This is a genomic window from Blautia liquoris (assembly GCF_015159595.1).
Lineage (GTDB): Bacteria > Bacillota > Clostridia > Lachnospirales > Lachnospiraceae > Novisyntrophococcus > Novisyntrophococcus liquoris.
The window spans coordinates 2,257,102-2,283,924 of sequence record NZ_CP063304.1 but is presented as its reverse complement, the minus strand read 5'-3'; the positions used below and the strand labels follow the sequence as shown (position 1 = coordinate 2,283,924).

General features: G+C 42.7%; 23 protein-coding genes. 21 read left to right on the top strand and 2 right to left on the bottom strand.

The window, feature by feature from the left end; translation table 11 throughout:
* The first annotated feature begins 56 nt into the window (after positions 1 to 56).
* On the top strand, positions 57 to 899 hold the full coding sequence (locus tag INP51_RS10450; protein ID WP_193734795.1) for a YitT family protein: 843 nt from the start codon (positions 57 to 59) through the stop codon (positions 897 to 899).
* A gap of 71 nt (positions 900 to 970) precedes the next feature.
* Here the strand turns inward: INP51_RS10450 and INP51_RS10445 are convergent, their stop codons facing one another.
* Positions 971 to 2,314, bottom strand: a complete 1,344-nt coding sequence (locus INP51_RS10445; protein ID WP_193734794.1) for a TRAP transporter large permease subunit — start codon at positions 2,312 to 2,314, stop codon at positions 971 to 973.
* A gap of 270 nt (positions 2,315 to 2,584) precedes the next feature.
* Between INP51_RS10445 and INP51_RS10440 the strand changes: the two genes are divergently transcribed.
* The 7 genes from INP51_RS10440 to INP51_RS10410 all read left to right on the top strand — a co-directional run bounded on the left by INP51_RS10440 (position 2,585) and on the right by INP51_RS10410 (position 10,969).
* Positions 2,585 to 3,757: an iron-containing alcohol dehydrogenase gene (locus INP51_RS10440; protein ID WP_193734793.1), complete on the top strand. Its 1,173-nt coding sequence runs from the start codon at positions 2,585 to 2,587 to the stop codon at positions 3,755 to 3,757.
* Positions 3,758 to 3,987: 230 nt separating this feature from the next.
* Complete coding sequence (locus tag INP51_RS10435) at positions 3,988 to 5,415, top strand: glutamate synthase-related protein (protein ID WP_193737337.1); 1,428 nt, start codon at positions 3,988 to 3,990, stop codon at positions 5,413 to 5,415.
* A gap of 88 nt (positions 5,416 to 5,503) precedes the next feature.
* A complete protein-coding gene (locus INP51_RS10430; protein ID WP_230406766.1) occupies positions 5,504 to 6,376 on the top strand; it encodes a VIT1/CCC1 transporter family protein in 873 nt (290 codons plus the stop codon).
* 82 nt (positions 6,377 to 6,458) lie between these two features.
* Positions 6,459 to 7,418 carry a D-2-hydroxyacid dehydrogenase gene (locus INP51_RS10425; protein WP_193734792.1) on the top strand — a complete coding sequence of 320 codons (960 nt, stop codon included), beginning with the start codon at positions 6,459 to 6,461 and terminating at the stop codon, positions 7,416 to 7,418.
* Between the two features lie 62 nt (positions 7,419 to 7,480).
* Positions 7,481 to 9,877 (top strand): glycoside hydrolase family 3 C-terminal domain-containing protein, encoded by a 2,397-nt coding sequence (locus tag INP51_RS10420; RefSeq protein WP_193734791.1) that lies wholly within the window; start codon positions 7,481 to 7,483, stop codon positions 9,875 to 9,877.
* A 17-nt stretch (positions 9,878 to 9,894) separates the two neighbouring features.
* Complete coding sequence (locus tag INP51_RS10415) at positions 9,895 to 10,455, top strand: flavin reductase family protein (RefSeq protein WP_193734790.1); 561 nt, start codon at positions 9,895 to 9,897, stop codon at positions 10,453 to 10,455.
* 49 nt (positions 10,456 to 10,504) lie between these two features.
* Positions 10,505 to 10,969 carry a flavodoxin family protein gene (locus tag INP51_RS10410; protein WP_193734789.1) on the top strand — a complete coding sequence of 155 codons (465 nt, stop codon included), beginning with the start codon at positions 10,505 to 10,507 and terminating at the stop codon, positions 10,967 to 10,969.
* Positions 10,970 to 11,147: 178 nt separating this feature from the next.
* On the opposite strand, the gene INP51_RS10405 is transcribed toward INP51_RS10410, so the two are convergent.
* Positions 11,148 to 11,927 carry a hypothetical protein gene (locus INP51_RS10405; protein WP_193734788.1) on the bottom strand — a complete coding sequence of 260 codons (780 nt, stop codon included), beginning with the start codon at positions 11,925 to 11,927 and terminating at the stop codon, positions 11,148 to 11,150.
* 129 nt (positions 11,928 to 12,056) lie between these two features.
* On the opposite strand from INP51_RS10405, the gene INP51_RS10400 reads away from it, so the two are divergent.
* The 13 genes from INP51_RS10400 (at position 12,057) to INP51_RS10340 (ending at position 26,821) form a co-directional block, all read left to right on the top strand.
* On the top strand, positions 12,057 to 12,620 hold the full coding sequence (locus INP51_RS10400; RefSeq protein ID WP_193734787.1) for a TetR/AcrR family transcriptional regulator: 564 nt from the start codon (positions 12,057 to 12,059) through the stop codon (positions 12,618 to 12,620).
* 521 nt (positions 12,621 to 13,141) lie between these two features.
* Complete coding sequence (locus tag INP51_RS10395) at positions 13,142 to 14,125, top strand: substrate-binding domain-containing protein (RefSeq protein ID WP_193734786.1); 984 nt, start codon at positions 13,142 to 13,144, stop codon at positions 14,123 to 14,125.
* Positions 14,126 to 14,154: 29 nt separating this feature from the next.
* The gene (locus tag INP51_RS10390) at positions 14,155 to 15,654 is read left to right on the top strand and encodes a sugar ABC transporter ATP-binding protein (protein ID WP_193734785.1); all 1,500 of its coding nucleotides are present in this window, start codon (positions 14,155 to 14,157) and stop codon (positions 15,652 to 15,654) included.
* A gap of 1 nt (position 15,655) precedes the next feature.
* On the top strand, positions 15,656 to 16,657 hold the full coding sequence (locus tag INP51_RS10385) for an ABC transporter permease (RefSeq protein ID WP_193734784.1): 1,002 nt from the start codon (positions 15,656 to 15,658) through the stop codon (positions 16,655 to 16,657).
* 279 nt (positions 16,658 to 16,936) lie between these two features.
* Positions 16,937 to 17,350 (top strand): EamA family transporter, encoded by a 414-nt coding sequence (locus INP51_RS10380; protein WP_193734783.1) that lies wholly within the window; start codon positions 16,937 to 16,939, stop codon positions 17,348 to 17,350.
* 103 nt (positions 17,351 to 17,453) lie between these two features.
* The gene (locus INP51_RS10375) at positions 17,454 to 18,632 is read left to right on the top strand and encodes a serine hydrolase domain-containing protein (protein ID WP_193734782.1); all 1,179 of its coding nucleotides are present in this window, start codon (positions 17,454 to 17,456) and stop codon (positions 18,630 to 18,632) included.
* Between the two features lie 310 nt (positions 18,633 to 18,942).
* The gene (locus INP51_RS10370; protein ID WP_193734781.1) at positions 18,943 to 20,619 is read left to right on the top strand and encodes an ABC transporter substrate-binding protein; all 1,677 of its coding nucleotides are present in this window, start codon (positions 18,943 to 18,945) and stop codon (positions 20,617 to 20,619) included.
* A gap of 84 nt (positions 20,620 to 20,703) precedes the next feature.
* Entirely contained in the window at positions 20,704 to 21,624 is a 921-nt protein-coding gene (locus INP51_RS10365; RefSeq protein ID WP_193734780.1) for an ABC transporter permease, read from the top strand.
* 10 nt (positions 21,625 to 21,634) lie between these two features.
* Positions 21,635 to 22,537, top strand: a complete 903-nt coding sequence (locus tag INP51_RS10360; RefSeq protein ID WP_193734779.1) for an ABC transporter permease — start codon at positions 21,635 to 21,637, stop codon at positions 22,535 to 22,537.
* A gap of 10 nt (positions 22,538 to 22,547) precedes the next feature.
* Positions 22,548 to 23,549: an ABC transporter ATP-binding protein gene (locus tag INP51_RS10355; RefSeq protein WP_193734778.1), complete on the top strand. Its 1,002-nt coding sequence runs from the start codon at positions 22,548 to 22,550 to the stop codon at positions 23,547 to 23,549.
* Positions 23,546 to 24,550 carry an ABC transporter ATP-binding protein gene (locus INP51_RS10350; RefSeq protein WP_193734777.1) on the top strand — a complete coding sequence of 335 codons (1,005 nt, stop codon included), beginning with the start codon at positions 23,546 to 23,548 and terminating at the stop codon, positions 24,548 to 24,550. Before INP51_RS10355 ends, INP51_RS10350 begins: the two co-directional genes overlap by 4 nt.
* The gene (locus INP51_RS10345; protein ID WP_193734776.1) at positions 24,537 to 25,841 is read left to right on the top strand and encodes an alpha-L-fucosidase; all 1,305 of its coding nucleotides are present in this window, start codon (positions 24,537 to 24,539) and stop codon (positions 25,839 to 25,841) included. Before INP51_RS10350 ends, INP51_RS10345 begins: the two co-directional genes overlap by 14 nt.
* Before the next feature lie 224 nt (positions 25,842 to 26,065).
* Positions 26,066 to 26,821: a copper homeostasis protein CutC gene (locus tag INP51_RS10340; protein WP_193734775.1), complete on the top strand. Its 756-nt coding sequence runs from the start codon at positions 26,066 to 26,068 to the stop codon at positions 26,819 to 26,821.
* The last annotated feature ends 2 nt before the right edge of the window (positions 26,822 to 26,823 follow it).

The window sequence follows — 26,823 nt, the reverse complement described above, 5'->3', positions numbered from 1 at the left end:
GTTACAATTCGAATGGAGATACAAAATACACAACGTACGAGGGGTTAAATACTTATATGCAGGATAAAATAAAATATTTTTTGATGATGACCGGAAGCACCCTGATCATGTCAATAGGAACGTATTACTTTAAATTTACCAATAACTTTACCTTCGGGGGAATTGCCGGTCTTGCTGTATTGCTGGCTCAATCACATCTGATGTCGGCCAGTGACTTTAATCTGATATTAAACATGATTTTGCTGGCTATTGGCTGGGTAGTACTTGGGAAGAAATTTGCCGAGAAAACAGCTTACTGCAGTATATTGTTTTCTGTTACACTATCGCTTTTAGAACGAATCCAGCCGATGAGTCATTCTCTGACAGATCAGCCAATGCTGGAGTTCTGCTTTGCACTTTTGCTTCCGTCTTTTGGATCGGCTATTCTGTTCAATATTGGTGCTTCCAGCGGCGGAACAGATGTCGTTGCCATGATCTTGAAAAAATATACCAGTACGGACATAGGAAAGGCGCTGATTATTTCGGATGCATTAATATCAATTTCCAGTTTCTTTGTATTTGATATCAAGACCGGACTTTATTCTATACTTGGGTTGATTGTCCGTTCATTTATGATTGATTCCTTTATAGAGAGTCTGAACCTCTCAAAGTACTTCAATGTGGTTTGTGATCAACCTGAACCGATCTGTGATTTTATTGTACACACATTGGATCGAAGCGCTACCGTCTGCTATGCCCAGGGGGCATTCTCGGGAAAAGACAAGTATATTATCTTTACTGCATTAAATCGCCCGCAGGCAGTTGCCCTCCGTAATTTTATAAAAACGAATCAGCCAACAGCGTTCATTCTGATTTCAAATACAAGCGAAATCATCGGAAAAGGATTCCACGACGTATAATTCGAATGTTTACAGGATTGTGAGAGCACAATTTTAAAGCCTCTGGCAATACGCCAGAGGCTTTAAAATGTCTATCCGGCTATCATAGGACCTACAAATGCCCAGACAAATACCCAGATCCAAAGTGCTGCAGCACCAATCCAGCTGGCCTTTAGCACTTCTTTCATATTATCACATCGTGCAATTCCCAATTGTCCCGCCATGTTGGCAGTTGGATATAGGGAACCGGTGATTCTTGTTGCCGCAACCAGAGCAGTAGCCCAGATTGTCATCGGCAGATGTACACTGTTTACCAGTCCGATAAACATCTTGTGAACAATGTTGATTTCGGCAACAGCTGCAGCTTCGATACCGAACCCGCCGACCAGAGATGCCATGATCACAACTAGTGCTTTTCCGCCTCCGGATACAAACTTTGTGAGCAGATCCCCCAGAGCTTCGAAACCTCCGCCGAGATTGATCATGCTGAACATTGCCTCGAAGAAAATAAAGACGAGGAACATATTTGTCATCTGTGAGGCACCGTCTACGAACTCGTCGATGGCCTCATCAATCTTCATTCTGCTGCTGATGGCAATGATAAGAGATAGAATTAGCATTACGATAATAGCATATTCCGTACCTTGTTTTGCAATAATTCCGTAAGCAACCAGAAGAATAAAGGATAGTAGGAAGAGAATGGTTGTCCTTTTTTCTTCTTTTGTGATTTCCACGCTGTTCAGATCGACCATATCGTCGGTCAATTCATAAACTTCTTTTCCTCTGTATTTTTTCTGAATACGAAGCACGGCAAACCAGGTAGAACCCAGCCATACGAGTGAAAATGGAATCACAGCCCACAGCATCAGTTTGCCGTAAGAAAGGCCGGTAACTTCCATCGTAGCGATCGTGACACCGGTAAGAGGACCAACCATCAGTCCGACTTCACCGGATACACGAAGAAGAGATGCAACGGCCGTGGGAGTCAGCCCGACTGCTGCAACCAGCGGTATGATAACAGGAGCGATGACGGCATTACCGCCCGCCAGAGTTCCAAGAAGACCACAGATAACAATCGAAGAGACGATAATCGCAAGCATTCCTTTTTTCTCGGAATTAACGCCGATTTTCTTAACAATCCAGTATACCATTGTGTGACTTACCCTGGATTTATTCATCAGATATCCCAGGCCGCTTCCAAACATGATAATCAAACCAATCGTTCCAAGAAACGATCCCAGTGCGGAATTAAAGATCGAAGCGAGAGATCCAATTCCCTGTCCCGTTAAGATAGCTGCCACAATCACACCGACGATCAGACCTGCCAGATTTGATTTGTTCATGAAAACCATGACAAGATAGGCAAGAAGTGGTATCAGTGCAAGCAGTGATGGAGTCGTCTTGATCAACGCCCAGCTTCCTAATGCTAGTTCCATATAATTTCCTCCTTTGATTTCACATACTGTGACGTAGGGGCCGAAAAGGATTTTGACCTCTGGGATGCACAGACTAAGTATATATTTTAGCACAGACATATGTAAAGAGACAATACTTTATTTTTACCCGGCCTTTTTGGGTTATAATTTTTCGACTCATCAGGATTGTTTTAAAAGAGAAACAATGGTATCTGCCATTGAGTTAATTAATTAACAATGTTATAATAATGATTGAACATGAGATGGATGTTTGAAATGGAGGTTATTGTTATGATGAGATTTACTTTACCACGAGATATGTATTATGGAAAGGGTGCCCTTGAAGAACTGAAGAACATCAAGGGTGATAAAGCGGTCTTGGTTCTGGGTGGCGGTTCTATGAAAAGATTCGGTTTCGTAGATAAGGCTCTTGGATATCTGAAAGAAGCTGGAATTGAAACAAAGCTGTTTGAGAATGTGGAAGCAGATCCTTCCGTGGAAACCGTGATGAAAGGTGCCAAATTCATGAGGGAGTTCCAGCCTGACTGGATCATTTCCATGGGTGGAGGATCACCCATTGACGCAGCAAAAGCGATGTGGGTATTCTATGAATATCCGGATACAACATTTGATGAAATCATACAGCCTTTTTCATTCCCCACACTGAGAAAGAAAGCAAAGTTTATAGCGATCCCGTCTACATCGGGGACAGCGACAGAAGTCACTGCATTTTCAGTGATTACAGACTATTCCACAGGTGTGAAATATCCATTGGCGGATTTCAATATTACTCCGGATATTGCAATTGTAGATCCCGAACTGGCAGAAACCATGCCGGCGAAATTGACAGCGCATACGGGGATGGATGCTCTTACACACGCGATTGAAGCCTATGTGTCAGATATGCATAGCCCATTCACGGATCCTCTGGCAATCAAGGCAATTCAGATGATCTTCAAGTACCTGCCGGATTCCTATCAAGGCGATAAAGATGCCAGAGAGCAGATGCACTATGCACAATGTCTGGCCGGTCAGGCATTCTCTAATGCCCTTTTGGGTATTACCCATTCGATGGCGCACAAAACGGGAGCGGCTTTTTCAACAGGTCATATCCCACATGGTTGTGCGAATGCGATTTACCTGCCCTATGTTATTCGGTTTAATGCAAAAAATGCAAAAGCCCGCTATGCTGATATCGCAAGAAGTGCAGGTATCGAAGGGGATGACAATCAATGTGTAGATATCTTGTGCGATAAGATCCGCGATTACAATGCTAAATTTGATATTCCAAAAACGCTGCAGGAATATGGAATTCAGGAAGAAGAATTTAAGAATAAAGTAGGCCATATTGCAGAATTAGCCGTTGAGGATGCGTGTACAGGCTCAAACCCCAGACCTGTTACCCCGGCTGAAATGGAAAAACTACTTACATGTACTTATTACGGGAAGACAGTGGATTTTTAATACAATTGCGATTGCTGTACAAGAAGAGACGTCAGAGATATCTGGCGTTTTTTCTGTTTTCAAAAGAAAAAAATACATTTGTAAAAATATCTGAGAATATCAGAAAAGGTTCGGAAAATGTGTCAAAATATTCCATGTGATACTTGAATTGCGTCTGAAATTCTAGTATGATTGAGACAAGAGCAAAAGTTCTGACTGCTCATATCGAATACAATCAGGAGGATTTGATGATGGCTATATATAAGTGTACAATATGCGGAACCATCTATGATGAGTCAAAAGAGGAGCTTTCGTTTTCGGAGTTGAAGGAGTGTCCGGTATGCCGACAACCCACATCCAGGTTTATAAAGATATCGGATGAGGAAGGCGATGAGAATATAGAGAAGGCAGCGGATATTCCCTTGGCGGAGAAGGAGCCGCCTCTAAGGCAACTGGATTTATCCTATGATCCAAAGTTTGCCAGGACGGACAGCAGCAGTCGCTATATGGATGAAATTCATGAGATTGCCGTGACAGGTGAGAGCATTGACGCGGCGATGGGAACAAAGATGCCTATGCCTGATTGGGACGAGATTCTGATTTTAGGGGCACAGCTAAATCCTCAGCCACTGGATGAACACGTGGATGTAAATATCGAAACGGTAATCGGAAAAAAGGCGAGAAAACCAATGACCCTGGCAGGGCCAGTCTACATCTCTCATATGTCTTTTGGAGCCTTGTCAAAGGAGGCAAAGATCTCTCTTTCAAGCGGCGCCGCGTTGGCTCACACCGCGATGTGTTCAGGAGAAGGAGGAATTCTGCCGGAAGAAATGCAGGCTGCAGAAAAATACATATTTGAATATGTACCCAACCAGTATAGTGTCACAGATGAGAATCTTAAGGCCTCAGATGCGATCGAAATTAAAATTGGTCAGGGGACAAAGCCGGGTATGGGCGGGCATCTCCCCGCAGCTAAAGTCACGGCTGAAATTGCCGCTGTACGTAACAAACCGATGGGGAGAGAGATCATCAGTCCGTCAAGATTTCCCGGCATAGACACGAAAGAAGATTTAAAAGTACTGGTTGATACTTTGCGCTCGCGTTCTGACGGACGACCCATTGGAATCAAGATTGCAGCGGGGCACATAGAGAGAGATCTGGAGGAGTGTGTTTTTGCAAATCCGGATTTTATCACAATTGATGGGCGCGGTGGTGCCACAGGCTCCAGCCCTTGGCTGCTTCGTGATTCCACAAGTGTTCCTACAATTTACGCACTCTATCGTGCCAGAAAGTACCTGGATGAAATACGTTCAGATATTGATCTTGTGATCACAGGCGGGCTCAGAGTTTCTTCAGATTTCGTCAAGGCACTGGCAATGGGTGCCGATGCGGTTGCTGTGGCCACATCAGGGTTAATTGCTGCCGGGTGCCAGCAGTATCGTATCTGCGGAAGCGGAAAATGTCCGATGGGGCTTGCTACTCAAGATCCCGCTCTTCGGCAGAGAGTGAATATAGAGGCTTCAGCACAAAGAGTTGCGAACTACCTCAACTGCACATTTGAAGAAATAAAAATGTATGGAAGGATTACCGGTCATATGGATATACACGAATTTACAGTCTCCGATTTGTGTACGATCAGCGCAGAAATATCAGAACATACGAATATATTACATGCATAAAATCTAAGCAGTCCGAAAAGGCTGTTGGTATCAGGGGGCGGGATTCCTCTTGCCCCTAATTACAAATCCATTGAAGAAGGCGCTTATTTTGAACAAAAATAAAAAGAAAGTTTTTAGATCACTACAGAAAAGCGAGATGTTTGGGGCTGTTCTGTATGGAAAGATAGGAAACTCATTAAAAGATAAGAAGAACAAAGATACATTGCTTAAAATGTCGGAAGAAGAGAAAATGCATTCTGCTGTATTTGGAAAGTATGCGGATGCCGGGGATGTGACCCTGAATAAATTCAAAATTTGGCTTTATATGGCGTGTGCACATATTTTAGGCTACACATTCGTGATCAAACTGATGGAAAAAGGTGAAGACCTCGGTATTCAAAAATACAAGACGATGCTCGATGAGATTCCGGAGATGTCTGACATTTTGGATGACGAAGAGAAGCACGAGCAGGAATTATTGAATATGTTGGATGAGGAACGATTAAACTATGTGGGTGATATAGTGCTTGGAATGAACGATGCTCTGGTAGAGCTGACCGGTGCACTTGCAGGATATACACTTGCAATGCAGAATACACATGTGATTGCGATGGCGGGTCTGATTACCGGTGTTTCCGCCACTTTGTCGATGGCAGCATCCGGATACCTTTCCTCCAAGGAAGCAGGCCACAAAGACGCAATTAAATCATCGATATACACAGGAGTAGCCTATCTGGTAACGGTGGCACTATTGATTATTCCTTATCTCGTCTTGCCAGCCAAAAGTTATATGCTTGCACTTTTACTTACATTAGTCATAGCGATTACGATTATTGCAGGGTTTAACTTTTACGTTTCCATAGCCAAGGGCAGAGGATTCAAGAAGAATTTCCTTGTAATGTCCGCGATCAGTCTCGGTGTTTCCGTGATCACATTCGGAATTGGTGTTATTGTGAAAAATGTACTCGGAATTGATCTGTAATTGCTTAAGAATCCTAATGGGATAAAAGAGCATGAAAATATGAATCAAGCTTAAAATTTAAGACTGAAAGGATGGGATGATTATGAAAATTGTTGTTCTTGATGGATACACCTTAAATCCCGGAGATTTGTCCTGGGACAGCCTAAAAAAATTGGGAACTCTTACAGTTTATGATCGCACAGAGGAGGAAAAGGCGGCCAAGAGGATTGGAGATGCAGAGTTGATTTTTACCAATAAAACGCCTGTCAGCAATAAAACGATGGAGGCGTGTCCGAATCTGAAGTTCATCGGAGTTCTGGCCACTGGTTACAATGTAGTGGATATAGAAGCTGCCAGTAAGAGAGGAATTACGGTTACTAATATTCCAAGCTATGCCACGGATGCAGTTGCTCAATATGTGTTTGCACTTCTTCTGGAACTTTGCCATCATGTGGGAGAACATTCTGATAGTGTGAAAGCAGGGGATTGGGAGAGAAGCCGGGATTTCTGTTACTGGAATGAGCCTTTAATTGAACTGCATGGAAAAACGATGGGAATCGTTGGATTTGGAAGAATCGGACAGAAAACTGCTCAGATTGCAAATGCGTTTGGCATGAATGTTTTGGTGTTTACTCCTCACCCCGATAAAAATCAGGATAGCGTGCACCTGAGGTTTGTTCTTCTGGAAGAACTACTCAAAAAATCTGATGTGATTTCCCTACACTGCCCATTAACCCCTCAATCAGAGAAAATCATCAATAAAGAGACAATTTTGAAGATGAAGCCGCATGTCATGATTATCAATACTTCCAGGGGACCTCTGATTAATGAGCAGGATCTATATGAAGCACTGGTATCAGGTAAAGTATCAGGTGCAGCCGTGGATGTTGTCTCTTCGGAACCTATAAGGAGCGAAAATCCGCTGCTTAATGCACCGAATATTATCCTGACACCGCATATTGCATGGGCACCAAAAGAAGCCAGAGAACGACTGATGAATACGGCAGTTTCCAATCTGGAGTCCTATCTCAGGGGGGAACCAGTCAATGTCGTAAATAGTTAAGGAATGCTTTGAGTATCACGAAAAGAAGTTAAGACATTTGCAGAGAAGGAGAGATTTTGAATATGGGGAAATATGATGAAAAAATTCAAAAATTACTGCAGCAGATGACATTGGAAGAAAAAGCAGGACTTTTAAGTGGAAGCGACTTCTGGCACACGAAAGATGTCGAGCGTTTGGGCATCAAAAAAATGATGGTGACCGATGGGCCTCATGGACTTCGCAAACAGGCAGGGGATGCAGATCATCTGGGACTAAACAAAAGTGTTCCGGCTACCTGTTTTCCAACTGCTGCGGCGACAGCATGCTCTTTTGACACGGAACTTCTGACAGAGATGGGACAGGCTCTTGGGGAGGAGTGTCAGCAGGAAGACGTGGCAGTTCTTCTCGGGCCGGGGGCAAATATAAAAAGGAATCCTCTGTGCGGACGAAACTTTGAGTATTTTTCGGAAGATCCCTATTTGACCGGAGAAATGGCATCGGCACTGATCAAAGGAATTCAAAGTCAGGACGTTGGTACCAGCATGAAACACTTTGCGTGCAATAATCAGGAAACAAAACGTCTGGTCATTGATGCGGAAGTTGACGAACGAGCTCTGCGCGAAATCTACCTTACCGGATTTGAAAAAGCAGTCAAACAGGCGAAACCAAAGACACTGATGTGCTCTTACAATCAGATAAATGGAGAACCGGCAAGTCAGAATAAACGACTTTTGTCGGATATTCTTCGTGATGAATGGGGATTTGAAGGGACAGTGATGACTGACTGGGGTGCGATTGTCGACCGTGTAAAGGGCTTAGAAGCAGGAATTGATCTTGAGATGCCTTATGTTGGTTCTGAAAATGATAAAGCAATCATTTCGGCGGTAAAGGAAGGCATCATTTCAGAAGAACAGGTAAATATCTCCGCAGGAAGAATTCTGGAACTCTTGCTTGGATGGCAGGAAAAACAAAAGAAAGATGATAACTATGATAAGGCCGTTCATCATGAGCTTGCACGTAAAGCTGCTGCGAACAGCTGTGTGCTGCTGAAAAACGATGAGAATATATTGCCATTAAAAAAAGATACGAAACTGGCGCTGATCGGAGAATTCGCTAAGAGGCCGCGGTATCAAGGTGCGGGCAGCAGTCGAATTAATCCGAATCAGCTTGATAACTTATTTGATGTTCTTCTAAGCAGAGGTGCACACTTCACTTATGCAGATGGCTATGACTTGAATCGTGATGAAGCAGATGAAGAGAAGATCAAAAAAGCTGTGGCGGCAGCTAAAGATGCGAATGTAGCTGTGCTCTGTATCGGACTGCCTGATTCGTACGAGAGTGAGGGGTTTGATCGTAAGCATATGCATCTTCCACAAAGCCACATAAAGCTTGTGGAAGAAGTTGCAAAGGTGAATCCCAATATTGTGGTGCTTCTGTCAGGTGGAAGCGTGGTGGAAATGCCTTGGGTTACGGATGCAAAAGCCGTTTTGATGTTGTACCTCGCCGGTGAAGCGGGGGCGCTTGCAGCAGCGGATCTTCTTTTTGGAGATGTATGCCCGAGCGGTAGACTTGCAGAGAGTTTTCCGATGAAGCTTGAAGATCGTTCCAGTTATGAGAATTTTCCGGGAGACGAAAAGACAGTAGAGTATAGGGAAAGTATCTATGTCGGTTACCGCTGGTATGACAAGGCAGGATTAGATGTCAGGTTTCCATTCGGACATGGCCTTTCTTATACAGAGTTTGAATATCGCGATCTTAAGACGGACATACAAAGCGACGGAACAGTCACTGCAAGAGTAACTGTCCGAAATGTTGGAAAAGTTCGCGGAGCTGAGGTTGTTCAATTCTATGTTGGGGAGAAAAATCCGCAGATACCAAGACCGGTCAGGGAACTGAAAGGCTTCTGCAAGGCAGATCTTGCACCTTGTGAAGAAAAAGAGGTCAGCGTCATTCTGGATAAACGTGCTTTCGCATATTATGATGTGGATAAGAAGAACTGGGCAGTTCCGGCCGGCAGATATCACATTCAGGCAGGTTCATCCAGCAGAGATATCCGTCTTGAAAGTGTGATTGAACTTGAAGGGGATATGAATGCGAATTCCAGTATGGCAGCAGGGATCCCAAAGGTATATATAAATCCTGAGGCACCTTTTAATATTGGGCATGATGATTTTGAAAAACTTTGTGTACGGAAACTGCCGCCGCCTGTGAGAATGCCGGGCGAACGCTATACGATGAATTCTACATTTGCAGAAATCGCACAGACACAGGCTGGAAGAGCGTTCATGGAACAGATTACAAGTCAGATAAAGTCCATGGGCGAAGGAAATGATGACGATGGCATGGAGACTATGCTGCAGAACATGCTGCAGGAAATGCCGGTGCGCTCCCTGGCAATGTTTGGCCAGGAGCAGCTAAGCCAGGACGTGATTCAGAAAGTTCTGGCAGCAGCGAATGAGGAATTGATCATTGAGCTTTGAAAAGGGGGTATTTTTTAATGAGAAAAGATTTGGGACCAAAGTCGTATATTTATCCAATGCCGGTACTGATTATCGGTACCTACTGTGAGGATGGAACACCGGATGCCATGAATGCAGCTTGGGGTGGAATCAGCGGGAATTATGAGATTTCCATCTATATCAGTCCATGGCGTAAAACGCTTAAGAATATTTTGAATCGTGGTGAGTTTACTGTGAGCATGGCAGACGGGGCACATGTGACAGAAGCGGACTATGTAGGAATTGTATCGGCGAATGACACGCCGGATAAGTTTGAAAAGTCCGGATTCCATGCGACCAAAAGTCAGCATGTGGACGCTCCGCTGATTGATGAACTTGCAATGACTTTAGAATGCAGAAAGATCAGTTATGACGAAGAGACCTGTAAGCTGGTCGGCGAGATTGTGAATGTCAGTGCAGACAATTCTATTCTGAATGAAAAAGGCGAGATTGATCCGATCAAACTGGATCCGATTACCTTCGATTCTGTGGGAAATCTGTATTTTCACTCGAATGAAATCGCGGGGTATGCATTTAAAGATGGAAAGAAGCTAAAATAATCAGTGATATTATCGAGTAAAAAGAAATTCAGCCGAGAAGGGACGTTAAATGAAAGCCATCATATTATATTATTCAAAGACAGGAAACACAGAGAAACTTGCGAAGAGAATTCAGGCGGATCTCCACTGTGATATGCTCAAAGTAGAACCGGAGGATCCTTATGGGAATTATGTTTCATCGCTGGTTCGTGTAAATAAAGAGAGGAAAAATAAAGTTCCGGTCCACTCTGTGACTCCGGTTCCGGATCTTTCGGCATATGATACAGTTTTTATCGGTTATCCAATCTGGTATATGGATCCGCCAGAGTTTTTGTCTGATTTCCTCAGCAAATGCAGTCTGGAAGGAAAAGTAGTGATTCCGTTTGCCACCTGCGGGCTGGCAAATGTCGGAAAGACTCTGAATACAATCAAGGAGGTTTGTCCAAAATCGAAGATTGCTCATCCTTTTAATTATGGGATTGCGAAAAAAGATAACTATGATGAATGGGTTCGTAGTTTTAAACAAATGAAATAACCTCCGATTATAGTAAAAGCGCAAACTAGATGAATAGTTTGCGCTTTTACTGATAACGATCAATAACCTTTCATGGTATCGTCTATGAGATGTTTCCCTGATATGCCTTTGGATTTCAGTAATTTAGCAATAGAATCCAACACGGCAGGTGAAGAAGACCTAGGAACTCTCTAATTTATTATTTCTGTGATAACTGCATGCCTCGTGAAAACTCCATAGCGAGGTGCAGTGCATGACCGCTTACAATTTCGTCTGGTGTATTCTCCGGCCAGTAAACAGCCGCTTTGGTCTCGAATCCGTCAGCTGTAGGTTTAAACTGATGATAGGGGCAGTTTACCGGCGTCACACCGTCGGCAAGGAAAGTTTCGCCTGCCATAGCCATTGGGAATGAGGGATCCTTGTCTGCACGAATCTGATCACTCAGTTTAGAGTCCTCAACTACGTCAACATTGACAAGGGTTGGCGTGCCATACATGCCAAAAGGTTCAATTCCCAAAAGTTTTCCATCATCAAAAGAGATATGGCAGATGAAATGCTCTGGGTGAGAGGCGAGTCCAATATAGTCATTTGTCTGCATAGATTTCATCATTCCTGCGAAATCCTGAAGAGAAATTCCAGTGACGGACATATTACAGCGGGAAACTTTCATCGGCTTCTCTTGTGAGAATCCAAGTTTTTTCCACATTTCATCGGACAGCTTAAAATCATCTTTATAAAGATCGATGATTTTATCACCTTTATATTGCATACGTGTCTTGATAGAGACATCCCATGCTTTTTCCATAGTCAGGTAATCGATTTCTGCATCGGAGAGGACTTTATCACCGTCTTTGATTTCTACTCCATGGCGTTTGAGTAGGTGCAGCATATGAAGATTACGTTCATATTCCAGACGTTCGAGTTGAGATTTAGTCCAATTTTCACCGTTTGCTGTAAAAGTATATTTTATTTCTGACATATTCAATTCCTCACTTTCCTTGTCTTGATAATAGCTAACTAGATGTTGTATGATAAGTATAGTATATCCAAATATAAAAACCTACAACACTGGGATAGATAAGTGTTGGATTTTGAGAGGACGGCCTGAATGGAGAACAATAAAAACACAGCAGATCAGACAAGGCAGGCTTTTTTGGAAGCTTTTTGTCTCCTGTATTCGAAGAAACCAGTTGAAAGGATAACAGTACAGGAAGTCGCGAAAAAAGCGGGATATAATCGCAGCACATTTTATCAGTATTTTTTGGATATTTATGATTTACTGGATGAGCTGGAAGAGATGATGGCAGAGTATATTTGTAAAAACAGGGGAAACATTGACATATATGGTGCTTCATTCGTAAGCAGTCTTGTAGATCTGTACGATACAAAGTCTATATATGTCAATGCCCTGTTAGGTGATTATGGCAAACAGCATTTTATAGATAAGCTAATGTCGAAGGCAGGGTTAAATATTCCCGAGCTTGATCTGCCGGATGACAATCGATTTAAGCCATATCTGATCGAATACCATCTCTCTGCTGTAATATCCATCTTCCAGTTATGGCTGCACAGAGGAAAAGATTTGTCTGTGGATGAATTGATGCAGCTTGTGGCAGATTTGTATAAAGGAGGTCTTACACAGGCAGGGATGGGGAAGAAAGGAAATATATAAGTAAAAAATAGGAAGAGACATCATCAGCTCATCAAAGTAGATACGTTCTGATGACCGTGGCCGTGCTGCTGGATCTGTCATTGTATCGCTGTACGTGCAGGCATTCATATCTGTTTAATGCAGATATGAATGCCTGTTTTTTCTATATAAAAGCGTCCTGAGAATAATATACAGATTCTGTAATAGTTCTCATTGAGGGAAAAGTTATTCGAATGTATTATTCAATTGTAGCTTGGATATATAAATGTTGAAGATGCAGTACATCGGAGCACTGTACTAAAAACACAATCGGGACATGCCGAATATCATGTAGTTTAGGAGGTGCAGTAGCAGGGTTGCTAACTGAAAAAACCAACAAAGTTGATAAGGATAGGAATGAAAGATCAATTTGAAAAGTCCAAAAAACCGGGAGACTTACTGGAAAAGTTTCGATTGAATGCAAAGGGAATTGATGAACAGATTTTGAAAAACACAAACTAAAAAATAAGAATATCTATAAAGTATAAAGGAGCGAAATTAATATGAAAATGAAAAGAATCTTAACAGCTATTATGTGCTTAGTATTTTCCTTTAATTTAATAGCATGTTCTGAAAACAGTTCTTCAAATGAAAAAAGTGAAAAGCAGGAAAGAAAAACAAGTACGAGCGAGAAAGCAGAAAAGGATGGAATTAAAATAGGTGTTTCGGCCCCAGATTTAACAAATGTATTTTTTATACAAATAAAAGATGCTATGGAGAACGCTTTAGGTCCGAACGATGAATTGATTATACAGGATGCGGCAGGAGATCAGAATAAACAGATGAATGATGTTGCAGATATGATAAACCAGGGAGTTGATGCAATAGCTATTTCTGCAATAAATAGTGAAGGCGTGGAGGCAACACTGCGAGCATGTCAGGATGCAAACGTTCCTGTTATAGCTTTTAATACAGCTGTAAAAAATGAAGATTTAGTGAAATCTACAGTGGTATCAGATAATTATTTAGCTGGACAACTTTGCGCACAGGCTTTGGCGGAGGCACTGCATGACAAAGGTGAGATTGTGGAGATAACTTATAGTACTACCGAAGTATGCTATGATCGTCAAAAAGGTTTTGAAGATGAAATGGAAAACCATTCAGATATTCATATTCTACAAAGCAGAGATGTTGAAAAACCTAGAGCAGATTACTCACAGCCAGTAATGGTAGACTTGCTAAATGCAAATCCAAATATCGATGGGGTGTTTACAATTAATGATCCAACAGCACGTGGTGCAATTGCTACTTTAAAGGAGGCCGGAGTACTGGAGAATACAAAGGTTGTTGCAATTGATGGATCAGACGAAGGAAAGGAATTTATCAAAGCGGGAGAAATGATTGCATCTGCTGCACAAGATCCGGAAAAAATTGGATCCACAGTAGTGGAAACTGCAAAAAAGATCATTGACGGAGAGGATGTGGATAAAAAGGTGGTAATCGAAATGTTTATTATCACTCAGGATAATATCGACGATTACGACTAAAGATTCTTTGTGAGAGAAGAGGGAAGATAATGCCGGAGCAGTATATTTTGGAAATGAAAAACATCACGAAATCATTCGCATCTAACATGGTATTGGATGATATCAATATTTCTGTTATGCCTGGAGAGATTCGCGCACTAATTGGAGAAAACGGGGCGGGAAAATCAACACTAATGAAAATATTGGGCGGTCTTTATAGTGCTGATAAGGGAACCGTAATAATTAATGGAGAGAAAACTTCCATTCATTCTGTAGAGGATGCAAAGAAATATGGTATTGGTTTTATTCATCAGGAGATAAATAATGTTCAAAGCCTAAGTATTGCCGAAAATATGTTTCTGGGCCGTGAGCCAAGAAATGTAATTGGTCTGGTGGATTATAAAAAATTGTATGGGGAGTCCAGTAAAGCTCTGGTAGAATCAGGCTTAAATCTGGATCCACATCAATTACTCAGTGAATTATCAGTGGCGCAGCAGCAACTTGTAGAAATTGCACGTGCGATCAATGAAAAGTCGCGCATTTTGATTATGGATGAACCTACAGCAGCTTTGACCAACTTGGAAGTTGATCATTTATTTGGTGAAATCAGAAGGTTAAAAGAAAATGGCGTAGCTATTATTTACATATCACATCGAATGGAAGAAACTTTTGCTGTGTGCGATACCGTCAGTGTGTTACGTGATGGGAAATTTATAGGGACAAAGAAAACATGCGATACGGATGAAGATGAACTTATTAGTATGATGGTGGGAAGAGAAATCGATACTATTTATGGGGAAAGACATACAAAGGGAAAAGATATCTTATTGGAAGTCAGACACTTAACTACAAAAAAAGTCAAAGATATCAATTTTACGCTTAAAAGGGGTGAAATTTTAGGATTTTCAGGTCTTGTAGGTGCAGGACGAACAGAAGTTGCACTGGGGCTTTTCGGTATTGATCCTATTCTTTCAGGTGAAATATATATAGAAGGAAAGAAAATCAATATTAGAAAGCCTGCGGATGCGATTAGGTCAGGGATTGCATTGGTTCCTGAAGAAAGAAAAACACAGGGTTTAATTTTAAATCACTCAATCGGTGAGAATCTTTCTTTTCAAGTTATAAACTCCTTTATAAGAAGATTAAAAGTAGATAAAAAGAAAGAGAAACAGATTATTCATGAATATAAAGAGAAGCTTTCAATTAAAATGAGTTCTGTTGATCAGCTTGCCAGTGAATTATCAGGTGGAAATCAACAAAAGGTTGTAATATCAAAATGGCTGGCGGCCAAGCCAAAGATACTGATATTAGATGAACCCACACGAGGGATAGATGTCGGGGCAAAAGCAGAAATTTATAAGTTAATGAATGAACTTGTAAATGAGGGGATTTCTATTATTATGCTATCTTCTGAAATGCCGGAAGTTATCAATAACTCCAGCAGAATTGTTGTGATGAGTGAAGGAAAGTTAGTAACAATCTTAGATCCTGAAAAAGATGATATATCCCAGGAAAATATTCTGTCTTATGCAGTCACGGGAGGAAGATAATATGGAAACCATGAAAAACACAATAGCTTTAAAACAGACATCTAAAAGAAGCAAATCTGCAAATCCTTTTATCGCATGGATCAAGAAGAACCTGGGTGCCATTGTGGCATTAGCATTGTTAACAACAATATTATCTATTACAACTGATACATTTATGGTCAAAAATAATTTGCTTAGTGTTCTCAGGCAAATTTGCGTAAACAGTCTTATAGCGTTTGGAATTACATGTGTATTACTTGCAGGGGGAATTGATTTATCAGTGGGATCAGTTGTAGCGGCAGCAGGAGTGATTTCTGTTCAGCTTGCTAACCATAATTTCCCGATTATTATCTGTTTGCTTGTACCTGTTCTATTTGGTGCACTAATAGGATTAATCAACGGCAGTATTATTGCAAAAACTACTTTGCCCCCGTTTATTGTAACTTTATCCACGCAGATAATTGTGAGAGGCGTAAGTTATGTTTTGACAGGCGGACAACCTGCACAAAGCGAGAATCAATCATTTAATAATATGGGTACGGGGAGTGTTATTGGTATACCCACTCCAGTACTGTTTGTAGTTGTGGTATTTGTTGTTTTGTATTTTGTATTATATCGTACAGCTTTTGGACGCCACATCTACGCAACTGGGGGAAATGCAGAAGCTGCAAAATATTCCGGTGTTAATATTCAATCGGTAAAAATACGCGTATTTATGATGAGTGGTGCTTTGGCGGCATTAGCTGGAGTTGTGTTAGCGGCACGTTTGTATTCGGGACAACCATCTGTTGGTGAAGGGTTTGAACGAGATGCAATAGCTGCATCAGTTATAGGTGGGACAAGTTTCAGCGGAGGTATTGGCTCCTTAAGCGGAACCGTGCTAGGTGTTCTCATTATAGGAATATTAAATAATGGGATGAATCTATTAAAAATTAACAGCTATTGGCAGTTTATAGTTAAAGGATGTGTTATTCTTGGATCTGTTTATATCGATTACTTAAAGAAATCGAAATCGAAAAATTAACCGCAGTTTAATTGATGTATTCTGCAAAGAAACAGGCACATAAAGCCAATTTTGATGATTGGTTTTATGTGCCTGTTTCTTTGCAGACCGATGGGAAATATGGCTTTTTAGAGAAATATTACAGAACGTTCTTTCAATGAAATTACGTTCATGATATACTAATCATAATTAGAAATATAACTGTCAACATACTTTTTGAAACGGATTATTTATAATATAGGCAGGCTGACAGCACAAAATAACTGATGATACATCAGAAGAAACAGGAGGATTTTTAACATGTGGGCAGTCTTTGCATTACTATCAGCAGTCTTCGCAGCTTTGACATCTATTTTGGCGAAAGTAGGAATTGAAGGAGTGAATTCCAATCTTGCCACAGCTATTCGAACAATGGTTGTGCTGATTATGGCATGGGGAATGGTTTTTCTTACTAATACGCAAAGAGGAATATCAGAAATCAGCCATAAAAGCTGGACATTCCTGATTTTGTCAGGCCTGGCAACAGGAGCATCATGGATGTGTTATTATAAAGCATTGCAGATGGGAGATGCATCAAAGGTAGTTCCGATTGACAAATTGAGTGTTGTGATTACTTTGATCTTGGCATTTATATTTCTACATGAAAATTTCACGTCAAAGTCGTTGATTGGCTGCACTCTTATCACGGCAGGAACGTTATTTATGGTTTTATAAATTCATATATATGAGAACTACTTACAAAGAGAGATAAACAGGCAGATTTTCAACCAGAAAATGTTGTGATTTTGATGTGTCAGAGGAAACAGGAGGGAGTATTATGAATCATAGTAAAGTAAGAGATATCGAACAGGTTGTACATCAGACGATTGTATCTGGCAGTATAGCAGGTATGAATCTGCTAATAATAAAGGATGGTGAAGAACTGCTTTATTGCAGCGACGGTTATGCAGACGTTAAAAATAAGAGGCCAGTCCAAAGAAATTCTATCTTTCGCCTGTATTCCATGACAAAACCAGTGACGGCAGCTGCAGCAATGATTCTGGTGGAACGTGGTCTGCTCGATCTGGGTCAGCCTGTCTCGGACTTTTTGCCGGGATTCCGAGATCAGAAGGTCTGCAGTGAAGAAAAATTGCTTGCGCCTGATCGTCCTGCAATTATTCGCGATCTTCTGAACATGACGGCCGGATTGGTTTATCCGGGAACGGACGGAGAGGCAGAGATACAGACAGCAAGGGTATTTGATAAGATCATAGCAAACCTTGGGACGGATCATCAGGTGTCTACTGTGGAGGCAGCCAATGCAATTGGAGAGTGTCCTCTGAAATATCAGCCGGGAAAAACATATTTTTATAGTTCAGGGGCTGATGTACTTGGCGCCGTCATTGAAGTTGTATCCGGTATGAAGTTCGGGGATTTTTTGCAAAAAGAGATCTTTGAACCTCTCCAGATGAATGACACAGGGTTCTATGTGCCAAAGAGCAAAGCGGACCGTGTAGTGATTCCCTATCAAAGTACACCGGATGGGACCTTAAATGTATACAAGGGCTGCAATCTCGGCGTCCAAAATGACGTCACGAAGAAAAATGCGTTTGAATCCGGTGGCGCCGGACTGGTTTCAACGTTGGATGACTATGCGTCTTTTGCCACTATGTTGCTTGACGGCGGTATTTACAGAGAAAAGAGAATCCTAAGTGAGCAGACAGTAAAGTTTATGACAGAGGGATCGCTTACCTCCGGACAGGAAAAGGGACTGGAAAGTGCTCCGGCACTGCTGGGGCACACCTATGGGAATTTGATGAGAGTTCTTAAAGATCCCGGACAGGCTCTTTCTATGGGAAACCTTGGGGAATATGGCTGGGATGGATGGTTGGGGTGCTATTTTTCAAATGATCCGAAAGAGCGCATGACGATTCTTGCAGGCGTCCAGCAGACAGATTCAGGAATGCTCCCAATTATCCGAAAAATACGTAATATTTTATATCGATCATCATTTTAACAGTAAAAATTATGATCTGTCCGGGATGAATTTATATTTATTTCGCTCGATGATATGAATCATCGAGGAACTTCTCTTTCAAAACATGTACACTATTGGATCAATATGGGCAGATTCTTGTCGATTGGATGTATTGATATTTATCATAAACATTGATATAATCTTACAGTGAGAGACGTATACTTGCGGTTGACTGTGTTTTATCATGTAAATGCAGGGTGATTAAAGACAACTTGCAATATGATCTTGATGTGAGACGCGGCACCGTATAGGTATACTTATTAACCTTATGAAGAAGGAGCATGATTGAATGAAGAATTACAAAAAGGTAATATCAGTCTTACTGGCAGGAACGATGATGTTTTCACTGGCCGCATGCGGCGGAAAGAAGGACAACAACAGTTCATCTGCCAACAGCAGCAGCCAAGATGCAAGTACAGCTGAAAATGGAAAAGTGGACAAGGATGGATACATCGTTAAAGCTAAGAATACAGACTCAAAATCAAAAGACAATGATCTTGTGATTGCAATTGAGGGAAGTGTAAGTTCAATGGATCCCGCAAATATTCCGGATACGAATGCGATATCGGCTACCCGGGGTGTCTATGAGAACCTTGTAAAGTTTGACGAGAACAATGAAATTGCAGGGCAGCTCGCAAAGGATTGGGAGATTTCAGATGATTCTTTGACCTACACCTTTCATCTGAATGAAGGAATCAAATTCCATGATGGAACCGATTTTGACTCAGAGGCAGTCAAGGCAAATTATGACAGGGTTGTGGATAAGAACAACGATCTGAGGCAGAGGAGAACTTTTATCGTGACAAATGATGACGGTTCTGAGGAACCACGAGTTGCCAGTGTTGAGACCCCGGATCCGAATACCGTTATCTTTAAACTGACAAAACCATGGAGTCCGTTCATCAATCGCCTGACCCAGTTTTGTATTATCAGCCCAGCTGCACTTGCACAGTATGGGAATGACATCATGAATCATCCGGTTGGGACAGGCCCTTACACCTTTGTTGAATGGGAAGAGGGAGATCATACAACCTTGAAACGTAATGATAATTACTGGGGTGATAAACCAGGTGTAGATACAGTCACGATCAAGGAGGCACCAGAGGCAGGAACCCGTACTGCAATGCTGCAGACAGGAGAAGCTGATTTTGTATATCCGATGCCGGTGGATCAGATTAAGGCTGTGGAAGGCACAGATGATCTGAGTGTAAAAGCATCTGATTCCAATATTATGAGATATGTGACATTGAACATGGATCAGCCGGAACTGAAAGACCTCAAAGTCCGCAAAGCTATGAATCTTGCAATCGACAAGAATGCATATGTTCAGCTGATGTATTCCGGTTATGGAAAACCAGCCTCATCTGTGGTTCCTGAGAGCATCAGCGGCTACGTTGAGCAGCCGGCTTATAAATATGATCTGAATGAGGCGAAAGCACTGATGAAAGAAGCTGGATACGAGGACGGATTTAAGCTGACGTTATGGGGTGATAATACCACACAGGAAATCAAAGGTATGACTTTTATTAAACAGCAGCTTCAGCAGATTGGAATAGAAGTGGATGTTATGCCGATGGAACCGGCAACTATTAACGACAAAATTTATGTAGACAAAGAGGAATCGAAAATCAATATGTGGTATGTCAACTGGTCAGCATCTGATTTCACAATGGATGGCTCTCTGCGTTCACTGCTTTACAGCACCATGTGTCCGCCGGTAAGTGCGAATACGGCATATTACAACAACAAGGATTTTGATAAAGATCTGGATGAAGGTCTTTCGAATGCTGATCCCGAAGATCAGAAAAAGATCTATGCAGATGCGCAGGAGCGTGCATGGAAGGACTGCCCATGGTTATTCCTGGGAAATGATCAGGTTATCTTTGCTGAAAAATCATATTTGTCAGGGGTCTATGTTTCACCGGACGGAGCTTTTAATTTTGCTGATGCAAAACTCGCTCAGTAAAATCCCAGCGAATTTACGGATTGTTTTAGATGCAGAACTGCCATTATTATGATGGCAGTTCTATTAGAATAGGAGGTTAGATGAATGGGACGCTATGCGATAAAAAGGATACTAAGTGCAATTCCGCTCCTTATTGTCATATCATTTTTAATATTTATGTTTATACACATGATCCCAGGCGATCCGGCGAGACAGATTGCAGGGCAGGATGCAACAAAGGCGGATGTGGAACTTGTAAGAGAGCAGCTGGGACTGAATGACCCGTTACTTGTCCAGTATGGGAAATATATGAAAGGACTTTTTACCGGGGACCTTGGGCTTTCAGTGAAAAACGGAAAAACAGTCGTGCAGACAATTATACCCAGACTCAAGCCCACAATTATGCTGACGGTCTGCTCCATGATCTGGGCTGTGATTATTGGCGTATCTTTGGGTATCGTGTCAGCGGTTATGCAGGGAAGGGCTTTCGATTATATTGCTATGCTGATTGCCATATCAGGAATATCCCTTCCGGGATTCTGGCTGGGACTAGAATTGATACAGCTATTTTCCGTGGGTCTTGGATGGTTTCCTACGGGAGGGCTTGCAAGTTGGAGGGCATATGTGCTGCCGTCACTTACAGAAGGAGCAGGGATCATGGCGATTCTGGCAAGGTTTACCCGTTCCTCAATGCTGGAGACGATGCGAGAGGACTATGTCCGCACAGCACGTGCGAAAGGGCTTGGGGAATTTCTGGTTGTCATGAGGCATGCATTCAAGAACTCTCTGATTGAGATCGTGACAGTCGGCGGACTTCAGGTCGGGGGGCTCCTCTCGGGGTCTGTTATGGCAGAAACGGTTTTTTCCATACCGGGTGTCGGGCGTCTTCTGGTAGATTCGATCAACTTTAGAGATTACAAAGTGGTTCAGGCTTTGCTTTTATTCTTTGCACTTGAATATATCATCATTAATCTGATTGTCGATTTACTGTATGGTGTAATCAATCCAAAGGTTCGTTACAGTTAGGAGGAGAAGTATGTCAGATATAGATAAGAACACTAGTGTGAACCAATTTGAGGACGCCGAGGCTCTTCCGGTGCAAAAGAGCAGACGAAAAGAGTTTGTTCAGAAGTTTTTGAAAAGAAAAACGGCTGTGATCTCTCTGTTTTTTATTGTACTGCTTCTTTTGGCGGCCGTATCTGGCTCGTTCGTGGCGCCATACGATGCTGATCAGGCAGATTACAATAGTATTCTTCAGGGTCCGTCGTCTGCACACATATGGGGAACCGATGAATTTGGAAGAGATATCTTCAGCCGTCTGCTGGTCGGAACAAGACTCTCTTTGGCATCTGCCCTGTCAGCGACAATCGTCGGGACAGCCCTTGGTATCATTCTTGGCCTGATTGCAGGATATTATGGCGGATGGATTGATTCACTGATCATGAGGATCTGCGATATACTTTTTTCGTTTCCGGATATTCTGCTTGCAATCGCTATCGTTGCAATTCTGGGGCCTGGTATTACGAATGTCATCATAGCGGTTGCTGTTTTTACGGTACCGTCATTTGCCCGAATTATAAGGAGTGCCACCATCTCTGTAAAGGAATCCCTGTATGTCGAGGTTGCGAGATCAATCGGATGTAAGAACTGGCGCATTCTGTGGATACATGTATTTCCCGGAACCATCCAGTCCGTGATTGTCAATTTTACGATGCGGGTGGGAACTGCAATACTTGCAGCATCTTCCCTGAGTTTCCTGGGCTTTGGAGCTAATGTGACACAGCCTGACTGGGGGGCTATGTTATCACAGGGCAGAAATTACCTGAATACTGCTCCACATATTGTATTGTTCCCCGGTATTTTGATTTTCCTCACAGTTCTGGCTTTTAACCTGTTAGGTGACGGACTTCGGGATACCCTGGATCCGAGAATGAATTAGGAGGAACGATATGGCTGAAAGATTATTAGATGTAAAAAATCTCCGAACGGAGTTTATACGAGAGAAAGAATGGGTAACCGCTGTAAATGATGTATCCTTTTATATCGATAAGGGGGAGATACTGGGGCTGGTAGGAGAATCAGGATGTGGAAAGTCTGTGACTTCACTATCTGTGATGCGTCTCCTGCCGCCGAAAACCAGTAAGATATCGGGGGGAGAAGTTCTCTTAAATGGAGACGATATCCTCAAAACAGATAAAAAGGGGATGAGAAAGATCAGGGGACATGAGATCTCTATGATTTTCCAGGAACCCATGAATTCACTGAATCCGTGTATGCGGATATCCAAACAGATTATAGAAGCTATCTTGCTCCACAATGACATTTCGAAAGAGGAGGCTCATAAGCGTGCATTCGATGTTCTAAAGTTGGTTGGGATTCCGGATCCAGAGATGACGCTTGCCAGTTATCCGCATCAATTATCCGGCGGCATGTGCCAGCGTGTGATGATAGCTATGGCGATGTCGTGCGAACCGGATCTTCTGATCGCAGATGAGCCGACAACGGCACTGGATGTAACCATTCAGGCTCAGATACTGGAGCTGATGGAAAATATCAAGGAAAAAAGAAACACGGGAATTTTGATGATCACACATGATCTCGGCGTTGTTGCAGAGATGTGCAGCAGGGTGATTGTGATGTACGCCGGCAGAATTGTAGAGGAAGCACCCGTGAAGGAATTGTTTGCTTCCCCGAAACACCCATATACACAGGGGCTGATTGAATCAGTTCCGATTCTGGGGAGCAATGTGACCTCTCTGCCCTCTATTCCGGGAAGTGTTCCGGATCTGGCGGCGATGCCTGAGGGATGCAAGTTCGCCCCAAGGTGTAGATATGCTATGGATGTCTGCCGCGAGAGGGAACCAGATCTCACTCCCGTTTGGGGGGCAGAGCACAGACGGTGCAGATGTGTCCTGCACGATACAGAAGAAAAGGAGGCGAAAAAGGCATGAGTGAACCCCTTGTATCAGTAAAAGATGTAATAAAAACATTTGGAGGAGGAAAAGGGTTCTTCTCAAAGAAACCTGTGGTACATGCAATTAATGGTGTTTCATTCGACATAATGCCCGGGGAGACATTTGCACTGGTTGGCGAGTCCGGATGCGGAAAATCTACGACAGGAAGACTGATTGATCATCTTTTGACACCTGATTCAGGAGAAATCTGGTTCAATGGAAAAGATATCACGAAACTCACTGAGAATGAGATGCGTCCGCTGCGCGCAGATGTTCAGATGATATTCCAGGATCCGTATGGTTCTCTGAACCCGAGAATCCGGGTTTCGGATCTAATCGCAGAGCCCCTTCTGATTCATACTGACTCGTCAGAGAATGAACGGAAAAAACAGGTAAATGAGCTCCTGAAAGTAGTGGGGTTAAGTCCCGCTCATGGGGAACGCTTTCCTCATGAATTTTCAGGTGGTCAGAGACAACGTATCGGAATTGCCAGAGCGCTGACCGTTCATCCAAAGCTGATTATAGCGGATGAGCCGGTTTCGGCACTGGATGTTTCCATACAGGCTCAGGTGTTAAATCTGATGAGCAGACTTCAAAAGAATTACGATCTTACGTATCTGTTCATTTCCCACGATTTAAGTGTTGTGGAAATGATTGCTGACCGGATTGCCGTTATGTATCTGGGAACGATTGTCGAGACAGCTTCAAAAAAAGAGCTGTTCGATCATCCCAGACATCCATATACAAGGGCCCTTCTTTCTGCGGTTCCGATCCCGGATCCCACAAAAAAGTCAGACCGGATTATATTGAAGGGAGATCTGCCCAGTACGACAAATCTGCCCAGTGGATGCCTGTTCCGCACAAGATGCAAGTATTGTCAGGAAAGATGTATCAAAGAAAGACCAAAAACCCGTGAAATTTCCACAGGACATTTTATCAAATGTCACTACCCTGTCTTTGATGAAGGGGAAAAGGAGGAGAAGGATGTATCAGTTTGACTTGGCAAAATACGAGAAGCGTATGGAGTGGTATCAAGATGCCCGATTTGGGATGTTTATCCACTGGGGACTGTATGCGATTCCCGCCCGCGGAGAGTGGGTACGCAGCACAGAGGAGATACCAAAAGAGGATTACATGCCGTATTTTGATGAATTTAACCCGACCGACTACGACCCACATAAATGGGCAAAAGCTGCGAAAGAGGCCGGCATGAAGTATGTAGTTCTGACTGCAAAACATCATGATGGATTCTGTCTGTTTGACAGTAAGTATACAGAATTTAAATCCACGAATACAAAGTGCGGACGGGATCTGGTCGCAGAATTCGTGGAAGCCGTCCGGGCAGAGGGACTAAAAGTCGGATTATACTTCTCTCTTCTGGACTGGTATCACCCGGATTATCCGCATTACCGGGATAAAAACCACCCAATGAGGAACAATCCCGCATACGGAAATGAAAACAGAAACTTCGACAATTACCTTCAGCTGATGCATAACCAGGTCCGCGAGATTTGTACTAATTATGGGAAACTGGATGTCTTGTGGTTTGATTTCTCTTATGATGATATGAGAGGGGAAAAGTGGCATGCCACCAAACTGATGGATATGGTTCGATCCCTGCAGCCGGACGTCGTCATCGACAACCGTCTGGAAGTAAGCGGTGAAGGTCATGGCTCTCTGGCTGAGGGCAATCCGAAACCATATCACGGAGATTTCGTGAGTCCGGAACAGATGATTCCTCCGAACGGAATTTGTGATGTGAACGGGAAGGATCTGATCTGGGAAGCCTGTGTCACTATGAATAATAACTGGGGTTATTGTGCGAACGATCATTATTTCAAACCTGCCGGTATGTTGATCAAGAAGCTGGTAGAGTGTGTGTCAAAGGGTGGGAACATGCTATTGAATGTCGGACCGGATGCCAGAGGCAACATACCCGAAGAGTCAATGGCGATCTTAAAGACGATTGGAAAATGGATGAAAAAGAACAGTGAAAGTATCTACGGATGCACAAAAGCCGGGATTGAAAAGCCAGATTATGGAAGGATTACCAGGAAAGGAAAGAAGTTATACTTTCATCTTTTCGAGAATACGATAGGACCGATTCCGCTTATGGGAATCAGGAAAGAAGAAGTCGAGAAGATCCGTTGGCTGGCTACAGGAGCAGAGATTCCGGTCTCCACAAGCTGGGTTCACAGTGATTATCCGGATATTGTCTTCGCTAATTTGGGACCGGATCCGGTTCTGCCGGATGATGTAGATACCGTTCTTGAAGTTACATTAATATGATACCAGGGTCAAAAGGTCCTGCGTTTCATGCTTGCATGAAAAAGCATGACCTTGGGACCCGAACAAACATGAGAAAGCAACCCGATTAGGGTGTATTTCGAATGTTTGTAGGATTGTGAGAGCTCGAAGAGCGTAACAATCCGTGTATCATAAGGGGTCAAATTACTTTTGACCCCAACATCATTAATATAAAAAAATCATTCAACTTATCAGGAGGACGGGTGATGAAACATATCACATTAGAGGCCTGTGTAGATTCAGTAGAATCTGCAGTTGCGGCATATAAGGGCGGTGCAGACCGGCTGGAACTGTGCCAGAATCTTCTCATTGGGGGAACAACACCAGATCCCTGGCTTTTTGACGAGGTTCGAAAAAAGACGGATATACGTATTCATGTATTGATCCGGCCAAGATTTGGAGACTTTTGTTATACAGATTTTGAATTTAAACTGATCTGTGACGCTGTCGATGCCTATCGCAGAATGGGAGCCGATGGGATTGTCATCGGCGTCCTGAAAGCAGATGGATCGCTGGATATGGAACGGATGAACATACTTATGGAGAAACGTGGGGATATGTCTGTGACGCTTCACCGTGCCTTTGATGTATGTAAGGATCCATTTACCACACTGGATCAGGTTATAAATCTGGGGATTGATACGATTCTAACTTCCGGACAGGAAAATCTTTGTATCGATGGAAAAGATCTGATCCGGGAACTGGTTCAGGCATCAGAGGGAAAGGTTGCCATTCAGGCGGGTAGTGGAGTAAATGCACAGGTTATCGAGGAGTTATACCCATATACAGGTGCCACGTGTTACCATATGTCCGGAAAAATTGTACTTGAAAGCCCTATGACATACCGAAAAACGAACGTGAATATGGGAGCGCCCGGTATCAGTGAATATGAGATCTGGCGTACAGACGAAGGAAAGATAAAAGAAGCAAGACAGATAATCAACAGACTGCAGAAGAGGTGAAT

Bases quoted from the DNA above. Each gene is read 5' to 3' on its own strand.
- INP51_RS10410 (WP_193734789.1), top strand. From the start codon at position 10,505: ATGAAAGCCATCATATTATATTATTCAAAGACAGGAAACACAGAGAAA.
- INP51_RS10425 (WP_193734792.1), top strand. From the start codon at position 6,459: ATGAAAATTGTTGTTCTTGATGGATACACCTTAAATCCCGGAGATTTG.
- INP51_RS10435 (WP_193737337.1), top strand. From the start codon at position 3,988: ATGGCTATATATAAGTGTACAATATGCGGAACCATCTATGATGAGTCA.
- INP51_RS10415 (WP_193734790.1), top strand. From the start codon at position 9,895: ATGAGAAAAGATTTGGGACCAAAGTCGTATATTTATCCAATGCCGGTA.
- INP51_RS10360 (WP_193734779.1), top strand. From the start codon at position 21,635: ATGTCAGATATAGATAAGAACACTAGTGTGAACCAATTTGAGGACGCC.
- INP51_RS10405 (WP_193734788.1), bottom strand. From the start codon at position 11,927: ATGTCAGAAATAAAATATACTTTTACAGCAAACGGTGAAAATTGGACT.
- INP51_RS10340 (WP_193734775.1), top strand. From the start codon at position 26,066: ATGAAACATATCACATTAGAGGCCTGTGTAGATTCAGTAGAATCTGCA.
- INP51_RS10395 (WP_193734786.1), top strand. From the start codon at position 13,142: ATGAAAATGAAAAGAATCTTAACAGCTATTATGTGCTTAGTATTTTCC.
- INP51_RS10350 (WP_193734777.1), top strand. From the start codon at position 23,546: ATGAGTGAACCCCTTGTATCAGTAAAAGATGTAATAAAAACATTTGGA.
- INP51_RS10380 (WP_193734783.1), top strand. From the start codon at position 16,937: ATGTGGGCAGTCTTTGCATTACTATCAGCAGTCTTCGCAGCTTTGACA.
- INP51_RS10375 (WP_193734782.1), top strand. From the start codon at position 17,454: ATGAATCATAGTAAAGTAAGAGATATCGAACAGGTTGTACATCAGACG.
- INP51_RS10370 (WP_193734781.1), top strand. From the start codon at position 18,943: ATGAAGAATTACAAAAAGGTAATATCAGTCTTACTGGCAGGAACGATG.
- INP51_RS10440 (WP_193734793.1), top strand. From the start codon at position 2,585: ATGATGAGATTTACTTTACCACGAGATATGTATTATGGAAAGGGTGCC.
- INP51_RS10400 (WP_193734787.1), top strand. From the start codon at position 12,057: ATGGAGAACAATAAAAACACAGCAGATCAGACAAGGCAGGCTTTTTTG.
- INP51_RS10445 (WP_193734794.1), bottom strand. From the start codon at position 2,314: ATGGAACTAGCATTAGGAAGCTGGGCGTTGATCAAGACGACTCCATCA.
- INP51_RS10450 (WP_193734795.1), top strand. From the start codon at position 57: ATGCAGGATAAAATAAAATATTTTTTGATGATGACCGGAAGCACCCTG.
- INP51_RS10390 (WP_193734785.1), top strand. From the start codon at position 14,155: ATGCCGGAGCAGTATATTTTGGAAATGAAAAACATCACGAAATCATTC.
- INP51_RS10345 (WP_193734776.1), top strand. From the start codon at position 24,537: ATGTATCAGTTTGACTTGGCAAAATACGAGAAGCGTATGGAGTGGTAT.
- INP51_RS10365 (WP_193734780.1), top strand. From the start codon at position 20,704: ATGGGACGCTATGCGATAAAAAGGATACTAAGTGCAATTCCGCTCCTT.
- INP51_RS10420 (WP_193734791.1), top strand. From the start codon at position 7,481: ATGGGGAAATATGATGAAAAAATTCAAAAATTACTGCAGCAGATGACA.
- INP51_RS10385 (WP_193734784.1), top strand. From the start codon at position 15,656: ATGGAAACCATGAAAAACACAATAGCTTTAAAACAGACATCTAAAAGA.
- INP51_RS10355 (WP_193734778.1), top strand. From the start codon at position 22,548: ATGGCTGAAAGATTATTAGATGTAAAAAATCTCCGAACGGAGTTTATA.